The sequence below is a fragment of the Pseudomonas sp. CFBP 13727 genome (genome assembly GCF_014841915.1).
Lineage (GTDB): Bacteria > Pseudomonadota > Gammaproteobacteria > Pseudomonadales > Pseudomonadaceae > Aquipseudomonas > Aquipseudomonas baltica.
This window is the reverse complement of sequence record NZ_JACYUT010000001.1, coordinates 1,374,435-1,393,644: the sequence shown is the minus strand read 5'-3', so window position 1 is coordinate 1,393,644 and position 19,210 is coordinate 1,374,435. Positions and strand designations below refer to the sequence as shown.

Here is a 19,210-nt window from a genome sequence, read left to right as displayed (position 1 = left end):
CGAAAGATTTGCATTTTCTGTAAAGGGTTAATGTGAAAAAACCGTCAGGCTGGCATGTCTGCCGCTAGGTTTGCGACGGTGTCCGCGCCAGGCTGGTACGGCTGCGCTCGGATTGCTTGAGCAGGGCGGTCAGTTCGCGAGCGGCCAGGGGTTTGCTGTAGAGGTAGCCCTGACCTTCGTGACAGCCCTGGGCGACGATGTACGCTTCCTGCTCCAGCGTTTCCACGCCTTCGGCGATCACCTGCATGTTCAGGCTCTTGCCCAGTTGGATGATCGCCCGGACGATGGTCGCGTCGTCCTCGTCGTTGAGCACGTCCTGGACGAAACTCTTGTCGATCTTGATCTTGTCCAGTGGCAGTGACTTCAGGTAGCTGAGTGAAGAATAGCCCGTGCCGAAGTCGTCGATGGCGATCAGCGCACCCGAGCGTCGCAGACTCAGCAGGTGCTGCGCGGCGGTGCTGATGTCCTCCATCAGGCCGGTTTCGGTGACTTCCAGTTCGAGGCTGCGCGGCGGCAGGCGGTACATTTGCAGGATGTTGCTGACCACCCGCGGCAGTTCGTTGTGATGCAACTGCACGGTCGACAGATTGACCGCCATGCGCAAGCCGCTGAAACCCTGATCGTGCCACTCGCGCAGTTGGCTGCAGGCCTCGTTCAGCACCCACTCGCCGATGGCAATGATGCTGCGGTTCTGCTCGGCCAGCGGAATGAACTGATCGGGTGGCACCAGGCCGTGCTCGGGATGCTGCCACCTCAGCAGTGCCTCGACGCCGACGATCCGGTGGTCGCGGTAGCTGATCTGTGGCTGGTACACCAGATGCAGTTGATTGCGTGCCAGTGCCTCGCGCAGGTCTTTTTCCAGCTCGCGGCGCCGGCGCATCTCGGTGTCGACGCTGGCAATGTAGAACTGGTAGCGGTTGCGCGAGCGGACCTTGGCCAGGGTCATGGTCTGCTCGGCTTTCTGCAGCAGGTTTTCGGTGCTGTCGCCGTCTTCGGGAAACAAGGTGATGCCGATGGTTGCGCGCAGGCGAATGGAGTGCGGGTCGAGCGGGAAGGCGGCATCGAGGTCGTCGAGAATGCGCTGGGCCAGTTCTGCCGCTTCGTAAGGTTGTTCGATGTCGGCCTGGACCAGTGCGAACTGATCGCCGCCCAGGCGGGCCAGGGTGCCGAACCTACCACTGTGGGCCCGCAGGCGATCGGCCAGCGCGCGCAGCAACTGGTCACCGGTCTGGTAGCCAAACTGTTCGTTGATGCCCTTGAAGTCGTCGAGGCCGACGCACAGCACCGCCACCCGCCGCTGCAGGCGATGGGCGTCGAGCAGCACCTTGTCAAGTTGCTGCTGCAATTGCACGCGATTGGCCAGGCCGGTCAGGAAGTCATGCTGGGCCATGTGCAGCATGCTGTCTTCGGCTTCGTGGCGCAGTTGGGTGTTGCGCTCGATGGAGGCCAGGAGTTGATTGGCGGTATTCACCCATAGGCCCAGCTCGTTGTGTTCATGGCCGCGCGGCAACGGCAATTGGTACTCGCCGGGGCGGTCGGGGTTGATCTGCAGCAAGTGTTTGATGATCCGCGACAACGGCTTGGTCAGCAGCCAGTGATAGATCAGGTACAGCAACAGGCCCAGGGCGAGCGCGCGCAAGGTGCCGGAGATGAAGATGATCACCGAGCTGACGATGAAATCCTCGCCATAGGTGGCGGTGTCCAGGGTGATGTGCAGGTCGCCGTAGTATTCGCTGTAGGGCCCGCGGCCGATCAGGCGTGTACTGAAGCTGCGCTCCTGGCCGAGGATGCGATCGGTCAGCCAGCGGCTGGTCAGGCTCTGTAGCGGACGCGAACGTTCGGCGAGCATGGGTTCGTCGGGATGGCCGATGGAAGCCTGGCGCACGGCATCGTCCTGGAACAACCCTTCGATGACCTGCATGCCCATTTCCCGGTCCAGGCTATAGACCGCCTGGGTCGACGGATCGCGGAACATGGCGAGGATCCGCTCGGCGTCGGCGGAGATGGCCTGGCGGGTCTTGTAGCCATCGAAGACGATTTGCGCACAACTGAGCACCATGCCCACGACCAGTGCCGACATCAGTACCACGCGAAGCAACTTGACGGACAAGCTGTTCCTGACTTCCAGCTTCAATGGCAATTCCTTGTTTCGAACGCTTGGCATCAAGATGCCATGAGTATTGGCAACTTACCGTAAGCCGTAAAGCCACAAATGTGCGCGAGCCGTACCGATGGTCTTGAATACCGGAGGACGCGCCAGTGTGTCGGCCGACCCGGACGTATTCTTGAGCGGCCATGTAGCAACAAGGTAAACGAAGCGTGCCTTCGGCGTATGCAGGCAGGCACAAAAAAGCCCGGCACGAAGGCCGGGCTTTTCAACAGTGCAGCAGGTCAGGCGGTGAACGCCTGGCCTTCGTACTGCTGGGCAACGAAGTCCCAGTTCACCAGGTTCCAGAACGCCTCGACGTACTTGGGGCGGACGTTGCGGTAGTCGATGTAATAGGCGTGTTCCCAGACGTCGCAGGTCAGCAGCGGGGTATCGCCGTTGGTCAGCGGGTTGCCGGCACCAATGGTGCTGGCCAGGGCCAGGGAACCGTCGGCTTTCTTCACCAGCCAGCCCCAGCCGGAACCGAAGGTGCCGACCGACGTCTTGGTGAATTCTTCCTTGAAGGTGTCGAACGAGCCGAACGCGGTGTTGATGGCTTCGGCCAGGGCACCGGTAGGCTGGCCGCCGGCGTTTGGCGCCAGGCAGTTCCAATAGAAGGTGTGGTTCCAGACCTGGGCGGCGTTGTTGAAGATGCCACCGGAAGACGACTTGACGATCTCTTCGAGGGTCTTGCCTTCGAACTCGGTGCCAGGCACCAGGTTGTTCAGGTTCACGACATAGGTGTTGTGGTGCTTGTCGTGGTGATACTCCAGGGTTTCCTTGGAGATGTGCGGCTGCAGGGCATCGTGGGCGTAGGGCAGCGGCGGCAATTCGAAAGCCATGGTGATTCTCCTAATCAGGTCTGTTGCGGTTTGCGCAAGGCCGATCACGGGCGGCCTGGAAAACGTCGGCGAGTTTTTACTCTTTGCGACGCAGTGCCGGATCATAGCATCGGCATAGTGGCTTAACCACGCAACAACTGTGTGGAATAGAGGTTCCAGAGCCTTTGCGTGGCCAGACTGACGGTTTCAGGCGAATACCAGTTGCGCGGCTACGGCGAACATCATCACCGCCACCATCAGATCGAGCAGGCGCCAGGTGTTGGGCCGCGCCAGCCAGGGCGCCAGCCACGCCGCAGCCAGGGCCAGGCCGAAGAACCACAGCAGTGATGCGCTGGTGGCGCCGGCGACATAGGCGGCAGGCACGCTTTGCTGGGCGCCGAGCGAGCCGATCAGCAGGACCGTGTCCAGATACACGTGGGGGTTGAGCAGGGTCACCGCCAGCGCGCTGAGCAGCACCGCCCTGCGCGAGCGCAATCCGGCGGTGCCGGCCTGTTCCAGGCTTTGCCGCGAGCAGGCACGGCGCAGGGCCTTGACGCCGTACCAGAGCAGAAACAACGCACCGCCCCAGCGTGCCACCGCCAGCAAGGTCGGATTGTGCGCCAGTACCGTGGCCAGGCCGAACACACCCGCAGCCACCAGCAGCGCATCGCATACCACGCACAGCAGCGCCACGGGCAGGTGATGCTCACGGCGCAGGCTCTGCGCCAGAACGAAAGCGTTCTGCGTGCCGATCGCCATGATCAGGCCGAACGCGACCAGCAAACCGTTCAAGTAACTCTGCCACATCGCTGTATCTCCCATTTGATGCTGGCCATTGTGAGGGGTGGCGCGGTATAAGAAAAAGCAATAGTGCTGATCACTCATTAGGAAATCTGATGTTCGATTACAAGCTGCTCGCCGCGCTGGCCGCTGTGGTGGAGCAAACGGGCTTCGAGCGCGCCGCGCAGGTGCTGGGCCTGTCGCAGTCGGCCGTGTCGCAGCGGATCAAGCTGCTCGAGGCGCGGGTGGGCCAGCCCGTGCTGATTCGGGTCACGCCGCCGGCACCCACCGATATCGGCCGCCGCCTGCTCAACCATGTGCAGCAGGTACGCTTGCTCGAGCGTGACCTGCAGGGGCAGGTGCCGGCGCTGGATGAACAGGGCATGCCCGAGCGCCTGCGGATTGCCTTGAACGCGGACAGCCTGGGCACTTGGTGGGCCGGCGCGGTCGCGGATTTCTGCATTCGCGAGCAATTGCTGCTGGACCACGTGGTGGAGGATCAGGACGTCGGGCTCAAGCGTATGCGCGCCGGTGAAGTGGCCGCCTGCCTGTGTGCCAGCGAGCGGCCCCTGGCCGGGGCACGCAGCCTGTTGCTGGGCGCCATGCGCTATCGCGCGCTGGCCAGCCCCGAGTTCATGGCTCGGCATTTTCCCGCAGGCTTCGAACCGGCCCATCTGCCCCGCACGCCCGCGCTGGTGTTCGGCCCCGACGATTATCTGCAACATCGTTTTCTGGCGTCGCTGGGGCTGGCGGAAGGTTTTCTCCATCACCTGTGCCCGTCGTCGGAAGGGTTCAACCGGTTGGCCAAGGCCGGGATGGGCTGGGGCATGGTCCCCGAGCTGCAGGTCGAGGATGCACTGGCCGATGGTAGCCTGATCGAGATCGTCACCGGGCATCCGGTGGACGTACCGTTGTACTGGCATCACTGGCGCAACGGTGGGCAATTGCTCGAGCGCCTCACCCGGCATCTGCGCGAGGGCGCCGCAAGCTGGTTGGTGCCGCTGTGAGCCCTGCGTGCGTCTACCGCTAGCGGCCCGGTCGCCTACAGCCAGGGTGCCGGGCAGCGAGTGACCTCGAAGAACGCTGCAGGACCTTCCCGAGGTCGTGCTGCGGTAACACATTGAACGATGCACAGCGGAGCAATTCATGAAGATTCTGGTTACCGGCGCAAGCGGCTTCATCGGCGGGCGCTTCACGCGCCTGGCGTTGGAGCAGGGGCTTGAAGTGCGCATCAACGGTCGCCGGGCCGAAGGGGTCGAGCATCTGGTACGACGCGGCGCACAGTTCATGCAGGGCGACCTGCTCGACCCCGATCTGGCCAAGCGCCTGTGCATCGGCGTCGACGCCGTGGTCCATTGCGCCGGTGCCGCAGGTACCTGGGGCCGCGCCCAGATGTTCCAGCAGGCCAATGTCGAGGTTACCGAGAACGTCGTCGAGGCCTGTCTCAAGGAGCACGTGCAGCGGCTGGTATATCTGTCTTCGGCCGCGGTCTGTTTCGACGGTCGCAGCCACCTGGCGGTCAAGGAAGAGCAGGTACCGGGACGTCTGCGCGGGCATGCCGCGCGGAGCAAATGGCTGGCCGAGCGCAAGGTGCTCGGCGCTGCCGAGTTCGGCCTGGAAACCGTTGTGCTGCGAGCACATCGGGTGACCGGTGCGGGCGACGGGCAGCAGTTCGCGCGGTTGATCGAGATGCAGCGCAAGCATCGCCTGCGGATCATCGGCGATGGTTTGAACAAGGTCGATTTCACCAGCGTGCAGAACCTCAACCAGGCACTGCTGGGCGCTCTGACGGCGGGCGATACCGCACTCAATCAGGTCTACAACATCAGCAATGGCGCGCCGATTCCGTTATGGGACGTGATCAACTACGTGATGCGTCAGCTGGAGTTGCCCCAGGTGCGGCGCTACCGCGACTTCGGCCTGGCCCACGTCAGTGCTGCGGTGTGCGAGTCGGCGTGCCTGCTGTGGCCCGGCCAACCCCGACCGCGCTTGTCGCGTTTTGAAGTCCAGGCCTTGCACGAGCATTTCACCCTGGATATCAATCGCGCCCGGCATTACCTGGGCTACGAGCCACGCACGTCCGTGTGGGCATCGCTGGATGAATTCTGTGGCTGGTGGCGTGCCCAGGGCACGCCCGGCGGTTGAGCCAATCGCCCGGGTGGTCGGCCAGTGCCCGCCGTTGCAAGGGTATACTCGCGGTCCTGGCCATTACCCCGTGACACAAAGGTTTCTCACATGCGCAAAGATGCTCCCGACGACTTCGACGACAACCTGCCCAGTTTGCGTGGTGATACCCGCGACGACCACGAGTTTGCCCCAGTGGGCGGCGGGCGCGATCGCGACGCGTTGTACTCGCGTAACACGCCGGTGGTGCGCGTCAAGGCGCCCAGCACGGGTGCGCTGTGGGCGCTGATCGGCGCATTGTTCATCGCCCTGGGCGGCCTGGGCTGGTGGAGTTTCCAGCAGATCAACCTGATGGAGCAGCAACTGGTAGCGACTCAGGAGAGTTTTGCGCGCATCAGCGAAGAAGCGGCGGGGCGCTTGCAGGACATCAGCGGCAAAGTGGCCAACACCCAGTCCACTGCCGTATCGGGTAGCGAAGCGCTGCGCGCCGAAATCAAGCAGTTGCAGGACCAGCTGGCGCAACAGACTCAGCAACAGAGTGGCGTGGCCGGCCAGCAGAGCACCTTGCAGACCCGTCTGGAACAGGCCGCGTCTCAGGTGGCTGCGCAGCAGACGCTCAACGAGCAATTGCAGACGCAGTTGAAGGCGCTGGCGACCGAGCTTGCGACGTTGAAGCAGGCACAGCCGGACACCGGCAAGTTGCAGGCACGTCTGGACAGCGTGGACGGCGAGCTAGCCGCGTTGAAGAAGAGCAATCCGGGCGCGCAGCTCGAACGCCTGGAGCAGGATCTCATCGTGCTCAAGAGCGAGCAGGACAATCGACCGGCGGCCACCAGTGGCCCCAGCATCAGTGAGTTCGATGCGTTCCGCGGACAGGCCACGCGCAGCTTGAACACGCTGCAGAGTCAGGTGCAGAACCTGCAGCAGCAGATCAGCCAGCTGCGGCGCTGAACGGCCGGGCACGCCTGGCGGCGGCCCGGCCTGCCGCTTACATGCGCGGGTAGTCCAGGTAGCCGGCGGCGCCCTTGGCGTAGAACGTTTCGGGGTGTGGCTCGTTCAATGGCGCGTCGGCCTGCAGGCGCTCCGGCAGGTCGGGGTTGGCGATGTACGGCACGCCGAAGGCCACGGCGTCGGCGATGCCATTGGCCAGGGCAGCGTTGGCCGACGCCTTGTCGAAACGCTCGTTGACGATGTACGGACCGCCAAACGCATCACGCAGTTGCGCGGCCAGGCTGTCCTCGCCTTCCTTCTCGCGGGCACAGATGAACGCGATGCCGCGCTTGCCCAGTTCGCGGGCAACATAGGTGAAGGTTTCGGCACGGTTGCCGTCGCCCATGTCGTGCAGGTCGGCACGTGGCGAGAGGTGCATGCCGACACGGTCGGCGCCCCAGACGTCGATGGCCGCATCGGTCACTTCCAGCAGCAGCCGTGCACGGTTTTCCAGGGAGCCGCCATAGGCGTCGGTGCGCTGGTTGGTGCTGCTCTGCAGGAACTGGTCGAGCAGGTAACCGTTGGCGCCATGGATTTCCACGCCATCGAAGCCCGCAGCCTTCGCGTTTTCCGCGCCCACTCGATAGGCCTCGACGATGTCGGCGATTTCAGCGGTTTCCAGTGCCCGTGGGGTTTCGAAACCGGTGATCGGACGCACCAGGCTGACGTGGCCGTCGGCGGCGATTGCGCTGGGGGCCACCGGCAGCTCGCCGTTCAGGTATTGCGAATGCGAGATCCGGCCCACGTGCCACAGCTGCAGCATGATCCGGCCACCGGCGGCGTGCACGGCCTGGGTGACGTTGGCCCAGCCGCGAACCTGGTCGTTGGACCAGATGCCAGGGGTGTCCGGGTAGCCGACGCCCATGGGCGTCACCGAGGTCGCTTCGCTGAGGATCAGCCCGGCGCTGGCGCGTTGCACGTAGTAGTCGGCCATCATCTGGTTGGGCACGCGGCCCTCGTCGGCGCGGCAACGGGTCAGCGGTGCCATGATGATGCGGTTCGGCAGTTCCAGTGCGCCGAGCTTGATCGGGTCGAAAAGTGTGGTCATGAAGAACAGCCTCTATCAGTGAGTGACGGGTGCCAGGTCCGGCGTCCGGGTCTGGCGAAAAGTGATCAGGGTGATGATCAGGGCAAGCACGGCCAGTGCGGCGGCGGCCAGCGGCACGCTGGTCAGGCCCAGGCCACCGGCGATGACGGCGCCGCCGATCCAGGCGCCCAGGGCGTTACCGACGTTGAAGGCACTGATGTTCAGGGTCGACACCAGGTTGGGCGCCGACTTGCCGAAGGTCACCACGTTGATCTGCAGCGCAGGCACGGCGGCGAATGCCGCGGCGGCCCAGAGGAATAACGTGATTTCGGTCGGGATGACGGCCACTGCGGTCCAGCTCAGCGCGGTGGACACCACGGCCATGGCCGCGAAGACCCCGATCAGGGTGGCACCCAGGCGTCGATCGGCCAGCTTGCCGCCGATGATATTGCCCACGGTCAGGCCCAGGCCGATCAGCAGCAGGGTGTAGGTGACCCCGCGCGGTGATATGCCGGTGACATCACCCAGCAGCGGCGCGATGTAGGTGAACAGGGTGAACATGGACGCGGCGAACAGCGCTGTCATGCTCAGCGACAGCCAGATGCCGGCGCCCTTGAGCGCCGACAGTTCGGCGACCATGTCCAGCTTGGCTTCTTCGCGATTGCCTGGCAGAAAGCGCAGCAGACCGATCAGCGCGATCACGCCGATCAGGGTGACCACCCAGAACGTCGAGCGCCAGCCCGCCGCCTGGCCCAGCGCAGTACCCAATGGCACGCCCAGCACGTTGGCCAGGGTCAGGCCGGTGAACATCAAGGCCACCGCCGAGGCACGCTTGTTGGGTGCCACCAGCCCTGCAGCCACCACCGAGCCGATGCCGAAAAAGGCACCGTGGGACAACGCAGTAACCACCCGAGCGAACATCAGCACGTTGTAGTCGCTGGCGATGGCGCAGAGCAGGTTGCCGACGATGAAGATGCCCATCAGCACCACCAGCGCGGCCTTGCGCGGCAGGCGCGCGGTGGCCAGGGCCATGAACGGCGCGCCGATGGCCACGCCCAGGGCGTAGCCGGTCACCAGCCAGCCGGCGCTGGGAATGCTGACGCCGAGGTCGCCTGCCACATCGGGCAACAGGCCCATGATGACGAACTCGGTGGTGCCGATGGCGAAGGAGCTCAGCGCCAGGATCAGCAGGGATAAAGGCATGAAAAAATCCTTGTCAGAGCTGTGCGCTCATTTGCGCGAGAAACGCCTGGATGACGTCCTCGTTGCGTTTGAAGAAGTGCCACTGGCCAACCTTCTTGCTGCTGATCAGGCCTGCCCGTTGCAGGGTGGCCAGATGCGCCGAGACGGTTGACTGCGAGAGGCCGCAGCGTTGGTCGATCTGCCCGGCACATACACCGTTTTCGGTGCTGTGGTGCTGATCGGGAAACTGCCCCTGGGGATCCTTGAGCCACGCCAGGATTTCCCTGCGCACGGGGTGGGAGAGGGCTTTTATTATTTCGTCGAGATCGAGGGACATGACGTACTCGGCTTATATCGGGACGAGGCGAAATATATATCTGTATTTCGCGATATACAAATATGAATGTGTGCTAACGACGGCTCATTCGGCTATATCGGGTTATAACGATACAGTCGCAATGGTGCTAAGCTGCGCGGCATGAACTACCTGGCACACCTTCATCTCGGCGGTCCTGCACCTGAGCAACTGCTCGGCAGCCTCTATGGCGATTTCGTCAAAGGCCCGCTGGCAGGGCGCTTCAGCGCACCCATGGAGGCCGGCATTCGCCTGCATCGGCAGATCGATGCATTCACCGACAGTCACCCGCTGGTGCTGCGCGCCATCGGCCGCTTCCCGGCCGAACGGCGCCGCTATGCCGGGATCATCGTCGATGTGTTTTTCGATCATTGCCTGGCGCTGCACTGGGCGGACTATTCCCGGCAGCCGCTGACGGCGTTCACCGACCATGTCTATCGGGTGCTGGCAGCCGAAGCCGAGCTGCCGGGGCGGCTGGCGGCCATGGCGCCGCACATGATCGCCGAGGATTGGTTGGGGTCGTACCGGGATTTCCAGATCATCGAGCGGGTGCTGCAGGGGATTTCACGACGGTTGTCCAAGCCCGAAGGGCTGGCTGGGGGGTTCGAGGAAGTACGAGCCCTGTACGCGCCACTGACCGAAGATTTCCGCGCGTTCTATCCGGTGGTGCAGGCGTTCGCGCGGGAGAAGCGGTGACTGTACTGACGTATTCGCGGGCGGCGAGCCCTCTGCCCGCGAATGACGCAACTCGGAACACCAGACTCACGCCGCCTGCCGCAGCTCCTCAACCTCCCCGAACAACGCGAAGCGCACTACCTCCTGAGCCTCATAGGCCAGCGCCGCGCGTTCCTTGCCCAGGCTGGCGATCGGTGTCAGCACCTGGATCAACACCTGCCCGCGGGGCTGAGCAAAGATGCGCAGCAAGTGCGACAGCAGATCATCATCGCCCACAAACGGCGCGATCGGATCCAGCTCGCCGTCACGCTGATAGCGGATCGCGATCGGCTGCACCGGCACCCCGGCGTCTATGGCGCTGGACATCAGCCGCCCATGGAACGTACGCAGGCTGTGTCCATCGGTGGTGGTGCCCTCGGGGAAGATCATCAGGTCCAGATCGTTGCGCAAGTGCTGGGTCATCTGCCGCCGGATCAACTGGCTGTCGCCCGCGCCGCGACGAATGAACAGCGTGCCGGCCTTGAGCGCCAACCAGCCGGCCACTGGCCAGGTACGCACTTCGGCCTTGGACAGGAACGAAAGCGGCGCCAGCATGCCGAGCAGGGGAATGTCCGTCCAGGAGACATGGTTGCCGACCCACAGCATGGGCTTGTGCGGCAACTCGCCCTGCACGGTCACCTCGAACGGCAGCGCATTGCTCAGGCGCACCATGAACCAGCGCGACCAGCGCTGACGGCGGCCCATGCAGTCGGGCAGGCGCAGCCGCTCCAGCAGGCTGAACATCGCGGCCAGCGCCAGGCCCAGGCCGATCACCCAGAGCAGGCGCAGGATGCGCGCGTACACGCGCCAGCGCGGCATCACACAGCCGCCTTGAAGTGGCGAGCGTAGCGCGGGCAGAGATCGTCGCGCTTGAGCAGGATGAACACGTCGGCAACCTGGAAATCCGGGTCCCAGCATGGCTCGCCACAGATCTTCGCGCCCAGGCGCATGTAGGCCTTGAGCAGCGGCGGCAGTTCGGCAATGACGTTGCCTGGAATGTCCAGGCTGGGCAGCGGCATCTTCGGCTCGGCGCGCAAGTGCTCGGTGCACAGGTAGCGCTCGCGCAGACGCTGCATGATCGCCTGGGCCTGGATGCCGCCATCCTGCATCGGGATGCTGGCGCAGCCCATCAGGTAATCGTAGCCACCTTCGTTCAGCACCTCCGCCAGCTCGCCCCAGAGCACCGCGATGGTGCCGCCGTTGCGGTAGGCGGGGGCCACGCAGGTGCGCCCGATTTCCAGGATCGAGCCTTGCAGGTGGCGCAGGCCGTGCAGGCTGAATTCTTCTTCGCTGTAGAAGCGCCCCAGCCGGTCGGCAGCGCGGTGGTCGAGCAGGCGTGTGGTTGCTACCAGTCGCCCGGTGGCCAGGTCGCGCACCCCGATGTGCTGGCAATGGGCATCGTAGTCGTCGATATCCAGACCTTGCTCGGCGCTCTTGAGTTTGGCGTTGAGCTCGGTGCTGAACACGGCGAAGCGCAGGGCCTGGGCCTCGTGCAGAGCTTGCGGGCCGACAAGTCGTTCGGCGTGCAGACGGCGTTCGGTACGGGTGTCGCCAGAGCGTGCGATCTGAGTCATTGCAAGTCTCCAAAAGCCGGCCGGTGAGTGCGGCAGGTCGATTTTGCTAGGCATGGCCAGCCTAGGAAGACCCGGTGTCATCACCATGAAGCTTTGGTGATGCTTGCGTGACAGCCCTCGACCGCCATACGCCACACAACTCTTGCAGCGAACGGCTGTCATACCCGCACTGCACACTCGCTCCAACCTCGATCACGAGCCTTCCCCGCATGCCGCGTCTGCTTATCCTGTCGATCTCTCTGCTGTGCGCGTTACCGGTGTGTGCGCAGAATTGGCCATCCGAGCGATGGAGCCAGGCACCGGCACCGGCGTCGCCGGCCATTGCCGCCCTGGAGCAATACGCGTTCGTCGCCCGCGATGACGCCGTGCGCGAAGGCGTGCGCACCGATGCGCTGCTGGTGGTCCGCGACGGCGAGATCGTCTACGAGCGCTACGCCGGCCCCGGTGCTGCCGACCGGGTGCATGCCACCTGGTCGATCAGCAAGAGCCTGCTGGCCACGGTAATGGGCGTGGCCTATGGCGAAGGGCGTTTTGCCCTGCAGGATGCCGCCGCCGACTATTTCCAGCCCCTTGCCCAGCACCGCGATATACGCGTGCAGGACCTGTTCCACTGGGCGTCGGGGCTGGACTGGCAGGAAGACTACGAATATGCACCGCTCAATTCCTCGGTGGTGGCGATGCTCTACACCCGTGGTCATCACGACATGGCCAGCTATGCGGCGAGCCACCGGCGTGCCTACGTGCCCGGCGAACATTTCCGCTACTCCAGTGGCGACAGCAACCTGCTCGCCGCAGCGCTGCGCAACATGGTCGGCCTGCACGAGTACCCGGACTATCCCTGGCAGGCGTTGTTCACGCCTCTGGGTATCGACCAGGCGGTGTGGGAAACCGATGCCAGCGGCACATTCGTCGCCTCGTCCTATGCCTACCTGACCGCGCGCGATCTGGCCCGGGTGGGCCTGCTGATGCAGCGCGATGGTCAATGGCGTGGCCGGCAATTGCTGCCGCAGGCGTGGGTGGCCTTCAACCGCACGCCGTTCGCCCCGAGTGAGCACTTTGCGGGAGAGCCCGCAGCAGGCGCGCACTGGTGGCTCAACAGCAATATGGCCTGGCCGCATGCTCCGCGCAGCACCATGGCGGCACTGGGGCATTGGGGACAGGCGCTGTACGTGCTGCCCGAGCAACGCCTGGTGGTGGTGCGCTATGCCGACGACCGCGATGGCAGCTTCAGCCACGATGCGCTGTTGCAGCGGATCGTGGCCGCCTTCGCCGCACCGGGTGGCCAATGAGCACTGGCAAGCGCGCCTGGGCGGCGCTCGGCCTGCTGCTGTCGCTGGCGGCGGCCACTTGGCTGTGGCACGAACGCACGCAGTTGCTGGCCTTTCCCGACATTCTCAGCGCCTTTTCAGCGAAGGAATACTGTTCGTGCCGCTATGTGCTGCAAAACAGTGCCGACTACTGTCAGAGCTACATCAAGCAGTATCTGCCGCTCAGCAGCCTGAGCGAGGACGCTGGCCAGCGGCGGGTTATGGCCAGCGGCCTGGGGCGCAGCAATACGGCGGCCTGGGTTGGGCCCCGGCAAGGCTGCCGATTGATTCCCGGGAGCGACGGATGAACCGGCCCGAACCTGGTCTGCCTGCACCCGCCACCGATGTCTCCATCCACCTGGTTACAGGACTGCCCATGCGTGAATCGAACGGCTTGCAAGCGACCCTATCTGTCATGCAGGGGCGCTGACATGGGCGGGCCGGTGTTTCCGTGGCGCGAGAGCAGCGAATTCGAGTTGCTGATCGACGGGCCGCAGTTCTTCCCGCGCATGCTCGAGCGCATCGGCCAGGCCGAGCACGCGATCGATCTGGAACTGTACCTGGTGGAGGCCGGCGCCTGTGCCCAGGCCGTGGTCCAGGCACTGCACGCGGCGGCCGCACGGGGCGTGCATGTACGCTGCCTGTTCGACCACTACGGCTCGCTGGCCTTCACCGCAGAACTGCGCGCGCAGTTGACCGACGTCGGGGTGGAGCTGCGTTTCTACAACCCGATCAGTTGGCGCCGGGGCGTGCGCAACCTCTACCGCGACCACCGCAAACTGTTGCTGGTGGACCAGCAATGGGCGATGGTCGGCGGCACCGGTGTCACCGACGAGTTCTGGCAGCCGAATGAAAGTGTCAGCGAATGGCATGAGGTAATGGTGGCCATGACCGGCACCTTGGTCGCTGACTGGCAGATGCTGTTCGACCGCCAATGGCGCGCCAACCTGCGGCGCACCGCCTGGCGTCCGCCTACCCATTTCGGCCTGGCGCGCGTACCGCCCATGCCCGACGGCGGCCAGGGGCTGGGTCGGGTCGCCTACGCCGATGCCCGGCAACATCGCGACATTCTGCAGTCACTGGTGCGCGCACTGAACAGCGGACAGCGCCGCATCTGGCTGGCGACACCGTATTTTCTGCCGACGTGGAAGGTCCGCCGCTCGCTGCGTCGCGCCGCCAGCCGCGGCATCGACGTCAGGCTGTTGCTCACCGGCCCGCGCACCGATCACCCGTCGGTGCGTTACGCAGGGCACAACTATTACCCGAAGTTGCTCAAGGCGGGGGTCAAGATCTATGAATACCAGCCCTGTTTCCTGCACTTGAAAATGGTCTTGATCGACGACTGGGTCAGTGTCGGTTCGTGCAACTTCGACCATTGGAACCTGCGCTTCAATCTGGAAGCCAACCTCGAAGCGCTGGACCCCAGCCTGACCGAGGCGGTGCAGCGCAGCTTCATCACCGACTTCGCCGCCAGCCATGAAGTCAGCCTGGCCGATTGGCGCCGTCGGCCGTTCTGGGGGCGGGTTCAGCAACGCATTTTCGGCTGGATGGATCGCCTCAGCGTGGCGGTGTTTCGGCGCCGGGGCTGAGGCCGCCCGACAACCGTGGCCTCATGCGGGGCAGGGCTCTACACTGTCGCGCAACTGCGCACAGGACACCTCAGTGACTTCCAGCATTTTCTGGTACGACTACGAAACCACCGGTATCAATCCGCGCTGCGATCGGCCCTTGCAGGTCGCCGGCATCCGCACCGATGCAGACCTCAACGAGATCGCGGCGCCGGTCAATCTGTACTGCCAGCCCAGTGACGACATTCTCCCGCACCCGGCAGCCTGCATGATCACCGGCATCACTCCGCAGCGCCTGGCCGATCGCGGCCTGAGCGAGGCCGACTTCATGACCCGGGTCCACGCCCAGCTGGCGATGTCCGGTACCTGCGGGGCCGGCTACAACACCTTGCGCTTCGACGATGAAATGACCCGCTACAGCCTCTATCGCAACTTCTTCGACCCTTACGGGCGCGAGTGGCAAGGTGGCAACAGCCGTTGGGATTTGATCGACGTGGTCCGCGCTGCCTATGCGCTGCGCCCCGAGGGCATCCACTGGCCGCAGGTAGACGGACGGGCGAGCATGCGCCTGGAGTTGCTCACGGCCGCCAACGGCATCGACCATGGCCAGGCGCATGACGCCTTGTCCGACGTTCGTGCCACCATTGCCCTGGCACGCTTGATCCGTCAGCGCCAACCCCGGCTCTACGACTGGCTGTTCCAATTGCGTGGCAAACAACGAGTGCAGGAAAATATCCAGCTGTTGCAGCCGCTGGTACATGTTTCCGGGCAATTCGGCGCAGCGCGACGCTATGCCGCAGTGGTGTTGCCATTGGCTTGGCATCCAAAGAATCGCAATGCCTTGATTGTCTACGACCTGGCTCATGATCCGCAGCCGTTGATCGAGCAAAGTATCGAGGTATTGCAAGAGCGTCTGTACAAACGCCGCGAGGATCTCGCGGAGGGCGAGGCGCCATTGCCTTTGAAACTTCTGCACATCAATCGCTGCCCGGTAATAGCCCCGCTCGGCGTACTGCGCGACGAAGATTGGCAACGCCTGAATCTGGACAAGCCGCTTTATCAAGCTCGGGCAATGCGTTTGTGCGATGCCCAACCGCAATGGCATTACAAATTGTCACCGTTGTATCAAGCGCAGGCGTTTTCCGAGAGTGTCGATCCGGAACAACAGTTGTATGACGGGTTCATCGGTGACCGCGACCGGTTATTGTGCGAACGGATTCGCACATTGGATCCAGAACAGTTGGCGACAGCTCAGTGGGTATTCGATGACGAGCGCCTGCCTGAATTGTTGTTCCGTTACAGGGCGCGCAACTTTCCGCATACCCTGAATCCTCTTGAAACACAGCGTTGGTTGCAATTCTGCCAACAGCGCTTGAGTGATCCACTATTGGGCGCGCCCAATACTCTGCAAGGTTTCAACGCCGCGCTGGCCGACTGCATGGCCAAGGCCGATCCGGCGCAGACCCAGGTGCTGAGTCACTGGCAGACCTACGCGCAGGCACTGGCGGCGCGCCTGGGCCTACAGCCGATTTGAATTGAAGTCACGGCCATAAAAAACGCCAGTCACAGGACTGGCGTTGTTTTATCTACAGGCTGTGATCTACACGACGTGACGATCAGCCGAGGAAACTGGCCCAGCTTTCGACCACGTCACCACCCCATTTGGCTTTCCACTCTTTCAGGGTCTTGTGGTTGCCACCCTTGGTCTCGATGACTTCACCGTTGTGCGGGTTCTTGTATTGTTTGACCTTGCGCGCGCGCTTGGTGCCGGTAACTTTGCCTGTGGCAGGGCGCGGTGCCTTGTTCAACTTGGCTTCCGGATCCAGCAGGGCAATGATGTCGCGCAGTGATTTCTGGTATTCGCCCATCAGGGTGCGCAGTTTGCCTTCGAATTCCAGTTCGGTTTGCAATTTGTCGTCTTCGGACAGGTTCTTCAAGCGTGCCTGAAGCTCTTTGATAGCCTCTTCGGTTGCGCGATATTCGTTGATCAGGGACATGGTCATACCTCGGTAATGCAAGTGTCAGTGGGAACAGTGTCGTGATAATAAGCATCCACCGAGGCCAAGTAAACATTTAACGGAAACACTGCGTTGATACCGACAGTGCCTGCAAACTCGAGGTGAATGATTTTTCATGTCATTACCGGGCAGATCTATTTAATACCTGTGACTCCATCGACAGTGTGCCGGCCGACCCGTTCGGTGGAGCGGGGCGGGTGTGCGACACGCTTGAAAGGCTGCAATCAATACTGCAGATTCGGCCGTCAGCCGCTAGAATGGCGCCCTTTGCGAAGTTTCTGGAGTTTGAATACATGCGCACTTTTCGGCTGGTGACCGCTTGCCCGGACCGCGTTGGCATCGTTGCCAAAGTCAGCCATTTCCTGGCGTCCCACAACGGCTGGATCAGCGAATCGAACCACCACTCCGATGACCAGAACGGCTGGTTCTTCATGCGCCACGAAATTCGTGCCGACACCCTGCCGTTCGACATCGACGCCTTCCGCGAAGCCTTCGCGCCCATCGCCGAAGAGTTCGCCATGGAATGGCGGGTCACCGACACCGCGCAGAAGAAGCGCGTGGTGCTCATGGCCAGCCGCGAATCCCACTGCCTGGCTGACCTGCTGCACCGCTGGCACAGCAACGAGCTGGACTGCGACATCGCCTGCGTGGTGTCCAACCACGACGACCTGCGCAGCATGGTCGAATGGCATGGCATTCCCTTCTACCACGTGCCGGTCGACCCTCAGGACAAACTGCCGGCGTTCGCCGAAGTCTCGCGCCTGGTCGATCAGCACCAGGCCGATGTCGTGGTGCTGGCGCGTTACATGCAGATTCTGCCACCGCAGTTGTGCCAGGCCTATGCCGGCAAGATCATCAACATCCACCACAGCTTCCTGCCGTCTTTCGTCGGCGCCAAGCCTTACCACCAGGCCTCGCTGCGCGGCGTGAAACTGATCGGTGCCACCTGTCACTACGTCACCGAGGAGCTGGACGCCGGCCCGATCATCGAGCAGGACGTGGTTCGCGTCAGCCACAGCGACAGCATCGACGACATGGTGCGCTTCGGTCGCGATGTCGAGAAAATGGTTCTGGCCCGTGGTCTGCGCTATCACCTCGAAGACCGCGTGATGGTGCACGGCAACAAGACCGTAGTCTTCAGCTGAGCATGGACGAGCCGGGCGACAAGGCCAGTGCCAAGCCGTTGCCGGTGCTCGGTGCGGGCTGTGCGAGCCGCTTCGATCCCGAGGCGCTGAGCGAGGAGCACGGCACCGATTTTCCGGGTGCCGAGGCGTTGTGGGCGCAGCAGCTGCGGGAACAGCAGCAGGGCGAGCCTGCCAGCGACGTCGACACGCCCGCTGCGGTCAAGCCTGGCGGGCCCGCAGCAGCTTGTTGAGCAAGGGTTTGCCCAACAGGGCGACGAACACCGGGCCGCCGGCGATCAGGTAGAAGTAGTAGGTGACCAGCCGCCAGATCAGAATGGCGGCGGCAGCGGTCGACTTGCCTACCATGGGCGCCAACAGGGCGGCCGAGGCCAGCTCGGCGGCGCCCGCGCCGCCGGGCAACAGGCTGAACTGGCCGGCGCTCAGGGCCAGCATCTGAATCAGAAAGCTCCACGCCCAGTCCACCTCGCTGCCCAGCCCCTGCAAAGTGAAATACAGCACGCTGTAGCGCAGCGTCCAGTGCACGCAGGTCAAGGCAAACACCTGGGCAAGCACGCGGCGGGGCAGGCGGAAGTTGTCAGCGAAAGCGTCGAGAAAATGCAGCAGTTTGCGCGCCCAGCGCCGTCGTGTGGCGGGCTTGATGCGCAGCAATTGCAGGAGCCGGCCGTTGATCTTGATCACCGGGCGGTGATAGCGCGCCAGTACCGCACAGGCGATCAACGCGGCCGTCATCAGAACCCCGCTGGCCAGCAGCATGCTTTCCAGTGCCTGGCTGAGGTTGTGAAACAGCGCGTAGACCAGAATGCACAGCAGGGCGAAGAAGAAGAACATCAGGTCGTTGAGCTGGTCCATGGCGAACACGGCGCTGGTCTTGGCCGCGCCGATGCCCTGGCGTCCCAGCAAGGCCAGCAGGGTCAGTGGTGCGCCGCTGCCGCCTGGGGTCGCGCAATAGGCAAACTCGGCCGCCATCACTACGGCAACCGTCTTCAGCCGACCGATGCGTGCCGCCTGCTCGGCCAGCAGCAAGCGCAGGCGCATGGCATTCACCACCCAGCCGACGCAGATCATGCCGAACATGCCCAGCAGCAGGAGCAGCGAGAACCCACGCAGGCGCTGGAGCATTTCGCTGCCGCCCATGACGATGGGGATGAGCACGGCGACGGCGATGATCAGAACCAGCCACAGCATACGACTCATGGTAGCCGAGTCGTCGCGAGGTTCGAAGGAGGGGAAAGGCGAGTGCGCTGCATGGAAGAGTCCGTATGGGCCGGCATCGGGCCGTCGTGGGCGAGATGATAGCCGCGTCGGCGCGATTCGTCAGCGACTTGGGTTCGCGGGGAGATCAGTGGGTCATGCGTGCACTCACGGGCCTCTTCGCGGGCAGAGCCCCGCTCCCACAGGGAACACCTACCATTCTTGTGGCAGCAAGCCTATTCGCGGGCAGAGGGCTTGCCGCCCGGCC

Annotated in this window: 20 protein-coding genes; 10 read left to right on the top strand and 10 right to left on the bottom strand. The window is 63.6% G+C overall.

What is annotated here, in order from left to right; genetic code table 11:
• Positions 1–64: 64 nt before the first annotated feature.
• From IFT76_RS06180 to IFT76_RS06170, 3 genes are all read right to left on the bottom strand, one after another.
• Positions 65–2,134, bottom strand: coding sequence for a putative bifunctional diguanylate cyclase/phosphodiesterase (locus tag IFT76_RS06180; protein ID WP_122479437.1), 2,070 nt, complete (start codon positions 2,132–2,134; stop codon positions 65–67).
• A gap of 257 nt (positions 2,135–2,391) precedes the next feature.
• Entirely contained in the window at positions 2,392–2,988 is a 597-nt protein-coding gene (locus IFT76_RS06175) for a superoxide dismutase (RefSeq protein ID WP_122479436.1), read from the bottom strand.
• A 186-nt stretch (positions 2,989–3,174) separates the two neighbouring features.
• Positions 3,175–3,774: a LysE/ArgO family amino acid transporter gene (locus IFT76_RS06170; protein ID WP_122479435.1), complete on the bottom strand. Its 600-nt coding sequence runs from the start codon at positions 3,772–3,774 to the stop codon at positions 3,175–3,177.
• An 89-nt stretch (positions 3,775–3,863) separates the two neighbouring features.
• On the opposite strand from IFT76_RS06170, the gene IFT76_RS06165 reads away from it, so the two are divergent.
• From IFT76_RS06165 to IFT76_RS06155, 3 genes are all read left to right on the top strand, one after another.
• A complete protein-coding gene (locus IFT76_RS06165) occupies positions 3,864–4,754 on the top strand; it encodes a LysR family transcriptional regulator ArgP (RefSeq protein ID WP_192057654.1) in 891 nt (296 codons plus the stop codon).
• A 139-nt stretch (positions 4,755–4,893) separates the two neighbouring features.
• Complete coding sequence (locus IFT76_RS06160; protein ID WP_192057653.1) at positions 4,894–5,892, top strand: NAD-dependent epimerase/dehydratase family protein; 999 nt, start codon at positions 4,894–4,896, stop codon at positions 5,890–5,892.
• Between the two features lie 90 nt (positions 5,893–5,982).
• Positions 5,983–6,822, top strand: coding sequence for an ATPase (locus IFT76_RS06155; RefSeq protein ID WP_185794013.1), 840 nt, complete (start codon positions 5,983–5,985; stop codon positions 6,820–6,822).
• 37 nt (positions 6,823–6,859) lie between these two features.
• Here the strand turns inward: IFT76_RS06155 and IFT76_RS06150 are convergent, their stop codons facing one another.
• Genes IFT76_RS06150 through IFT76_RS06140 form a run of 3 tightly spaced genes read right to left on the bottom strand, consistent with a single transcriptional unit; the run spans position 6,860 to position 9,407 of the window.
• Positions 6,860–7,909: an alkene reductase gene (locus tag IFT76_RS06150; RefSeq protein ID WP_122479431.1), complete on the bottom strand. Its 1,050-nt coding sequence runs from the start codon at positions 7,907–7,909 to the stop codon at positions 6,860–6,862.
• Positions 7,910–7,924: 15 nt separating this feature from the next.
• On the bottom strand, positions 7,925–9,091 hold the full coding sequence (locus IFT76_RS06145) for an MFS transporter (protein ID WP_192057652.1): 1,167 nt from the start codon (positions 9,089–9,091) through the stop codon (positions 7,925–7,927).
• A 13-nt stretch (positions 9,092–9,104) separates the two neighbouring features.
• Positions 9,105–9,407, bottom strand: coding sequence for an ArsR/SmtB family transcription factor (locus tag IFT76_RS06140; RefSeq protein ID WP_043186925.1), 303 nt, complete (start codon positions 9,405–9,407; stop codon positions 9,105–9,107).
• 141 nt (positions 9,408–9,548) lie between these two features.
• On the opposite strand from IFT76_RS06140, the gene IFT76_RS06135 reads away from it, so the two are divergent.
• The gene (locus IFT76_RS06135) at positions 9,549–10,121 is read left to right on the top strand and encodes an acyl carrier protein phosphodiesterase (RefSeq protein WP_192057651.1); all 573 of its coding nucleotides are present in this window, start codon (positions 9,549–9,551) and stop codon (positions 10,119–10,121) included.
• A gap of 66 nt (positions 10,122–10,187) precedes the next feature.
• On the opposite strand, the gene IFT76_RS06130 is transcribed toward IFT76_RS06135, so the two are convergent.
• Together IFT76_RS06130 and olsB are read right to left on the bottom strand one after the other, a co-directional pair.
• Entirely contained in the window at positions 10,188–10,958 is a 771-nt protein-coding gene (locus IFT76_RS06130; protein ID WP_192057650.1) for a lysophospholipid acyltransferase family protein, read from the bottom strand.
• On the bottom strand, positions 10,958–11,713 hold the full coding sequence (gene olsB / locus IFT76_RS06125) for an L-ornithine N(alpha)-acyltransferase (RefSeq protein WP_185794009.1): 756 nt from the start codon (positions 11,711–11,713) through the stop codon (positions 10,958–10,960). The genes IFT76_RS06130 and olsB overlap by 1 nt, the downstream gene beginning before the upstream one ends.
• Positions 11,714–11,922: 209 nt before the next feature.
• Between olsB and IFT76_RS06120 the strand changes: the two genes are divergently transcribed.
• The 4 genes from IFT76_RS06120 (at position 11,923) to sbcB (ending at position 16,122) form a co-directional block, all read left to right on the top strand.
• Positions 11,923–13,002 (top strand): serine hydrolase domain-containing protein, encoded by a 1,080-nt coding sequence (locus IFT76_RS06120; protein WP_192057649.1) that lies wholly within the window; start codon positions 11,923–11,925, stop codon positions 13,000–13,002.
• Positions 12,999–13,328 (top strand): amidase, encoded by a 330-nt coding sequence (locus IFT76_RS06115; RefSeq protein WP_192057648.1) that lies wholly within the window; start codon positions 12,999–13,001, stop codon positions 13,326–13,328. The genes IFT76_RS06120 and IFT76_RS06115 overlap by 4 nt, the downstream gene beginning before the upstream one ends.
• A gap of 123 nt (positions 13,329–13,451) precedes the next feature.
• Positions 13,452–14,609: a phospholipase D-like domain-containing protein gene (locus IFT76_RS06110; RefSeq protein ID WP_192057647.1), complete on the top strand. Its 1,158-nt coding sequence runs from the start codon at positions 13,452–13,454 to the stop codon at positions 14,607–14,609.
• Between the two features lie 73 nt (positions 14,610–14,682).
• Positions 14,683–16,122, top strand: a complete 1,440-nt coding sequence (gene sbcB / locus IFT76_RS06105; protein ID WP_342365567.1) for an exodeoxyribonuclease I — start codon at positions 14,683–14,685, stop codon at positions 16,120–16,122.
• An 82-nt stretch (positions 16,123–16,204) separates the two neighbouring features.
• On the opposite strand, the gene mvaT is transcribed toward sbcB, so the two are convergent.
• Positions 16,205–16,585: a histone-like nucleoid-structuring protein MvaT gene (gene mvaT, locus IFT76_RS06100; protein ID WP_122479728.1), complete on the bottom strand. Its 381-nt coding sequence runs from the start codon at positions 16,583–16,585 to the stop codon at positions 16,205–16,207.
• Between the two features lie 314 nt (positions 16,586–16,899).
• Between mvaT and purU the strand changes: the two genes are divergently transcribed.
• Both purU and IFT76_RS06090 read left to right on the top strand, forming a co-directional pair.
• The gene (purU, locus tag IFT76_RS06095; RefSeq protein ID WP_122479422.1) at positions 16,900–17,751 is read left to right on the top strand and encodes a formyltetrahydrofolate deformylase; all 852 of its coding nucleotides are present in this window, start codon (positions 16,900–16,902) and stop codon (positions 17,749–17,751) included.
• Positions 17,752–17,753: 2 nt separating this feature from the next.
• The gene (locus IFT76_RS06090) at positions 17,754–17,981 is read left to right on the top strand and encodes a hypothetical protein (RefSeq protein ID WP_185794220.1); all 228 of its coding nucleotides are present in this window, start codon (positions 17,754–17,756) and stop codon (positions 17,979–17,981) included.
• On the opposite strand, the gene IFT76_RS06085 is transcribed toward IFT76_RS06090, so the two are convergent.
• The gene (locus IFT76_RS06085) at positions 17,950–18,945 is read right to left on the bottom strand and encodes a lysylphosphatidylglycerol synthase transmembrane domain-containing protein (protein WP_192057645.1); all 996 of its coding nucleotides are present in this window, start codon (positions 18,943–18,945) and stop codon (positions 17,950–17,952) included. The genes IFT76_RS06090 and IFT76_RS06085 overlap by 32 nt on opposite strands.
• Positions 18,946–19,210 lie beyond the last annotated feature (265 nt).